The following is a 3,846-nucleotide window of genomic DNA, read 5'->3' on the forward strand; positions in this document are numbered from 1 at the left end:
CGCCCTCCACCCGGGCGCCCGGCACGCCTACGGCACGACGGCCGAGCTGACCGGGGTGACGGCGGAGGAGGCCCAGTCCTTCTTCCGGGCGCACTACCGGCCCGAGCGGGCGGTGCTGTCGGTCGTGGGCGATGTGGACGCGGGGCGGGTGGCGGCGCTGGTGGAGCGGGAGTTCGGCGCGTGGACCCCGGGGCTGCCGACCGCCGTGCCGTCCGCCACGCCTCCGGCTGCCGTGCCCGCCACCACGCGTCCGGCCGCCGCCCCCGGCGCCCTTGCGTCGCTCGCCGCATCCGCCTTCGGCAGCCTCGCACCGCTTGCCCCACCCGCCTCCCGCGCTCCCGCGTCGCTCACCACACCGGCCTCCGGCACCCTCGCGCCGCTCGCCGCACACACTTCCCTCCAGTCGACAGCCCCCCGACTCCCCTCCGGGCACGTCCCGCACCGGCCCACCCTCGGCGCGGCGATCCCGTACACCCGTGACGGTGTGGCCGTCGGGCACGCGCTGGCCGATCCGCGGGGCGACTTCCGGCTGTACGTCGCCCAGGTCGTCCTCTGCGAACTGCTCCGCCGGAGCCGTCTGCCCCACCTCGTGGCCACGGCACCGGAGGTGGACGCGGCGACCGTGCAGTGCGGCTACCAGGGCCAGTGGCTGGCCTCCGCCGCTCCCGACCTCGCGCTCGTACTGCTCGGCCGGGTGCCGGGGGCCGGTACGGAGGAGGCCGTCGCGCGGTGGCTGGACGCGCTCGGCGAGCTGGCCGCCACCCCGCCGGGGGAGACGGAACTGCGGCGGGCGGCACGCGTGTTGCGCGCCGGTTGCCACCGGCAGTCCGACTCCCTCCCGGCCCGCGCCGTCACCCACGCCCGCGCCGCCCTGCTCCTCCCGCACGCCACCCCGGACGCGCTCCCGGCGCACCTTGCCGCCGTCACCCCGGCCGACGTGTCGACCGCCGCGCGAGCCCTGCTGGCCGCGCCCCGAACCGTCCACCCCCTGGAAGGAGCCGCCGCATGAGGACGGCCGAGACCTTCCGCACGGTCCTCCCCAACGGCCTGGACACCGTCCTCGTGACCGTGCCGGGCGCCCCGCTCGCCGAGATCCGGCTCGTGCTGCCGTACGCCCGGACCGAACCCGCACTCGCCGCCGCCCAGGAGCTGCTCGCCGCGCACCTCGGGACGGCGACGACGAACCGTGACCGGCAGGCCGTGGCGGACCGGGCCGCCGATCTCGGCGGGGAGTTCAGCACGGTGGTGACCGCCGAGCACCTGGTGCTGTCGGCGAGTGTGCTGGCCGAGGGGCTGCGGGACGCGCTCGAACTCCTCGCGGACCTGGTGCTGCGCCCCGCCCTCCCGCAGACGGTCGCGGGGGACGGCCACCGGGGGCCCACGCCCGCACCCCGCCCGGCGGGCCCCCGTACGGCACTGCGCCGCGCCCAGCTGCGCCACGCCTTCGGCGGGCCGCACCCACTGGTCGACGACGCCCCGGACGGGGTTGCCGCCCTGGACGTCCGCGCGCTCCACCGCCGGGCCGTGGTCCCGCGGGGTGCCGTGCTGCTGGTGATGAGCGGGGAGGCACCCGAGCGCGTACGGGTCGCCGTGGAGGCCGAGTTGGGGGAGTGGGCCGGCGCGGCACCGTCGGGTCTCGTCCTGCCGCCGTTCCCGCGCGCCGAACCCACCCCCGGACGTCTCGCCCTGTACGCCCCGGACGCCGACCAGGCGCTGTTCCTGACCGCAGGCCCCGCGATCCCGGCGCCCGAGCCGGGGCACACCGCGCTCCACCTCGCCCAGGTCGTCCTCGGCGGCCACGCCACCTCCCGGCTGACCCGGCGGCTGCGGGAACGCCACGGTCTGGCGTACGCGGTCGACGCGAGCATCCGGCAGAACGGGGCGGGGTGCTGGCTGGAGATCGACTGCGTCGGCGCCCCCGGCACGGGCGACCGGATCGCCGACGAGGTCACCGCCTGCCTCGCGGAGTTGGCCGAGAGCGGCCCGACCCCGGAGGAGATGCGGCGGGCCCGCCGTTACGCGGCCGGATTCACCCGGTTCGCGCTGGCCACCCGCGCGGAGGAGGCGAGCGCCCTGGCCGGCTTCGTGGCGGGCGGGCTGCCCGTGGACTGGCTGACCACGTACCCGGACGCCCTCGCCGAGGTGACCGACGCCCGTGTCACCGAGGCCGCCGCCCACTACCTCGACCCGACCCGCACCCTGGTGGCCACCCTCGACCACCGCCCCTCGTGAGGACCCCGATGACCACCACGGAACCCCGGCCGACGGGTACGGAAGCCCGGCCGACGAGTACGGCGCTCGCGCCGACCGCCACGGAAGCCCGGGCGACGAGTACGGAAGCCCGGCCGACCACCACGGAACCCCAGTCGACGACGACGGAACCCCGGCCGACCGCCACGGACGCCGACGGGGTGGCGCGCGACCTGCCCGCCGTCCTCTACCCCCTCCAGCCCGACCACCCCGAACTCGTCGCCCCGTTCGCCGCGTCCGTGGCCCGTACCGGGGCGCGGCGCCTGTGGCTCTGCCAGTCCTTCCGTGCCGAACCCCACCAGGTGCTGGCCCATCTGGCCGGGCAGGGCCACACCGTGCCCGTGGGCACCGCGGTGACGCTGCTGCCGCTGCGGCACCCGTACGAGGCGGCGCTCCAGGCCCGTTCGCTGGCGCTGCTCACCGGGCAGCCGGTGGTGGCCGGGTACGGCATCGGCACGCCCGACTTCGCGAAGGGCCTCGCGCCGGAGCCGTACCGCAGCCCCCGTACGGCGGTCGGCGACTACGTCCGTTCCGTACGCGCCCTGCTGGACGGCGAGAGCGTGGCGTACGACGGCCCGTACCACCGGCTGCACGCCGAGCTGCCGCCGGTCGGGCCGCACGCGCCGGTGGAGGTGGGGGCCGGGGTGCTCCGGCCCGGCATGGCACGCACGGCGGGTGCGACGGCGGACGTGGCGATCACCTGGATGACCCCGCCGGCGTACGTACGGGACGTGCTCGTCCCCCAACTGGCCGCAGGCGCCGCCGAGTCGGGGCGTGCCGGGCGGCCCCGGATCGCGACGGCCGTACACGTCGCCGTCGCCCGGCCGGGCCGCGACCCGCGCCATCTGGCCCGGGTCGCCGCGGGCGCGCACCTGGGCGCCCCGCACTACGCGGACATGCTCCGCCGCGCCGGCGTGGACACCGGCGGCCCGGACCCCGCCGCCGAACTGCTCCGCGCCGACGTCGTCGTCACCGGCACACCGGAGGAGATCGCCGCCACCCTGGCCCGCTACCGGGCCGCCGGTGTCGACGAGATCCTCCTCAACCCCACCGCCGTCCTCCTCACTGAGGGCGTGCACGCTGCGGTGGACGACATGGAGGAGATCATCGCGGCGACGGCGGGTTGACGGTCCCCGCACGGGACGGCGGAACCGCCGTGAACGCGACCTCGGCGGCGCCGCTCCGGTTGACGTAGTCGACGCGCAGGGTGTGCCGTCCGGGCGGGACGGCGACGCCGACGCTCTTCGACATCGGCGTCGGACCGTACGCCGGGACCTGCGCCGGGACGTCGCCGCGGAGGTTGCCGCGGAGATCGATCCGCAGTCGGCCGTCGACGTACACGCGGGCGGCGCCGTCCCGCCCCGACGCGGTGAGGACGAACGGACCGCCGGAGCCGAAGTCCCGTGTCACGCTCCACCGCACGCCGAAGCGGTCGTCCGGCAGCCCCGGCGCGGGCGCGTCCGTGCCCCAGTCCTGGTCGATCGCGCTGTCGCAGTCCGTCGTCAGCGGCGTACCCGAGAACGACGTGTTCGCGAACATCTGCCGTTTGAACACGGACGGCGCACAGGTCACGGACGCCTGGGCGGTCAGCGCGTA

4 protein-coding genes are annotated in these 3,846 nt (G+C 77.0%); 3 read left to right on the forward strand and 1 reads right to left on the reverse strand.

What is annotated here, in order from left to right:
* From AOK15_RS38380 to lxmJ, 3 genes are all read left to right on the forward strand, one after another.
* Positions 1-1,009 (forward strand): insulinase family protein (locus tag AOK15_RS38380; RefSeq protein WP_205632298.1); only part of this gene is annotated, 1,009 nt, incomplete at its 5' end.
* Positions 1,006-2,232: a M16 family metallopeptidase gene (locus AOK15_RS38385; protein ID WP_055523492.1), complete on the forward strand. Its 1,227-nt coding sequence runs from the start codon at positions 1,006-1,008 to the stop codon at positions 2,230-2,232. The genes AOK15_RS38380 and AOK15_RS38385, both read left to right, overlap by 4 nt.
* Positions 2,233-2,240: 8 nt before the next feature.
* Positions 2,241-3,377 (forward strand): F420-dependent peptide dehydroalanine reductase LxmJ, encoded by a 1,137-nt coding sequence (lxmJ, locus tag AOK15_RS38390; RefSeq protein WP_338059951.1) that lies wholly within the window; start codon positions 2,241-2,243, stop codon positions 3,375-3,377.
* Here the strand turns inward: lxmJ and AOK15_RS38395 are convergent.
* Positions 3,355-3,846, reverse strand: a 492-nt coding sequence (locus AOK15_RS38395) for a PA14 domain-containing protein (protein WP_338059952.1), incomplete at its 5' end; no start/stop codon positions are given. The genes lxmJ and AOK15_RS38395 overlap by 23 nt on opposite strands.

The sequence above is a fragment of the Streptomyces ossamyceticus genome (assembly GCF_001418475.1).
GTDB classification, from domain to species: domain Bacteria; phylum Actinomycetota; class Actinomycetes; order Streptomycetales; family Streptomycetaceae; genus Streptomyces; species Streptomyces ossamyceticus.

Excerpts from the sequence above, each read along its gene's own strand:
- AOK15_RS38385 (WP_055523492.1), top strand. The coding sequence starts at position 1,006 with ATGAGGACGGCCGAGACCTTCCGCACGGTCCTCCCCAACGGCCTGGAC.
- lxmJ (WP_338059951.1), top strand. The coding sequence starts at position 2,241 with ATGACCACCACGGAACCCCGGCCGACGGGTACGGAAGCCCGGCCGACG.